This window comes from Pseudomonas sp. PGPR40 (assembly GCF_022014505.1).
In the GTDB taxonomy this organism is placed as follows: domain Bacteria; phylum Pseudomonadota; class Gammaproteobacteria; order Pseudomonadales; family Pseudomonadaceae; genus Aquipseudomonas.
Window position 1 is genome coordinate 1 of record NZ_JAKLSP010000071.1, and the last position, 1194, is coordinate 1194.

Consider the following 1194-nt stretch of genomic DNA (forward strand, 5'->3'; position numbering starts at 1 on the left):
GCCAATTTGGAGGTTCCATGAAAGAAAGAAGAGTCTTTTCCCGCGAGTTCAAACATCGTGCAGCCAGCATGGTGATTGATGACGGTTGTTCGGTACAGGAGGTCTGCGCGTCGCTGGACATCAGTGCCACCGCGTTACGACGGTGGGTGGACCAGGTTCGCAAAGAACACAAGGGACAACCGGTTCAAGGCACTAAGGCCATTACTGAGGATCAGCGCCAGATTCAGGATTTGAAAGCCAAGATCAAACGCATGGAAATGGAAGCCGAAATCTTAAAAAAGGCTACCGCTCTCTTGATGTCGGATCCCGATCGTTTTCGATGATCGCGGAGCTAAGAGAGTCATTCCCGACCGCCATCCTGTGTCGCGTTTTCGATGTGAAGCGCAGCAGCTTTTATGAGTGGCTACAGCGTCTCTCGCGGCCTAAGATCGAGCGCGAAGAGCTCAAGGGGAAGGTGGTTGAGCTGCACAGCGAAAGCCGGGAAGCCATGGGGTCCAGAACGATCAGCAAGCATCTGCAGGCCCAACACATAGCGGCTGGAAGAAGCCTGGTTAAAGCGCTGATGAGGGAAGCCAACATTGTCAGTAAACAACGCCAGCCTCACCCATTCAGATCCAAAGGAGTTGAAGCATTTGTCGCGCCCAATCTGCTCAAGCGCAATTTCAAACCGACCGCGGTCAATCAAGTCTGGTGTGGGGACGTTACAAGCCTGATGGTAGGCAAGCGCTGGGTTCATCTGGCCATCGTGATCGATTTGTTTGCGCGCCGGGTCATTGGTTGGGCATTTTCGCTGGTCAATGACGCCAACTTGGTGAGCAAAGCGCTACGCATGGCGACCGAGCTTCGAACCTGCCCACCTGGATTGATGTTCCATTCGGATCAGGGCTGTCAGTACACCAGTCGCAAGTTTCAAGAGGCGCTGACGCGCCATGGCATTTTGCAAAGCATGAGTCATCGCGGGCAGTGCTGGGACAATGCTCCAACGGAACGCTTTTTCGGCACCCTGAAATCAGAATGGGTCCCTCGGGGCGGCTATGGCACGAGCGAGGAAGCAGAAACCGACATGGTGCGTTTCTTCATGTATTACAACCGCACCAGGCTCCACAGCTACAACAACTACCTGTCGCCAATAGCTATGGAGCTAAAAGCGGCATAAACACCGTAACCGGTGTCCGGATTTACTTGACCAGTTCA

General features: G+C 53.7%; 2 protein-coding genes. Both read left to right on the forward strand.

Annotation, left to right across the window (positions count from 1 at the left end):
- The coding region (locus MEB48_RS28990; RefSeq protein ID WP_237887124.1) for a transposase at positions 1–323 on the forward strand (323 nt) is incomplete at its 5' end.
- Complete coding sequence (locus tag MEB48_RS28995) at positions 320–1156, forward strand: IS3 family transposase (RefSeq protein WP_237887125.1); 837 nt, start codon at positions 320–322, stop codon at positions 1154–1156. The genes MEB48_RS28990 and MEB48_RS28995, both read left to right, overlap by 4 nt.
- Positions 1157–1194 lie beyond the last annotated feature (38 nt).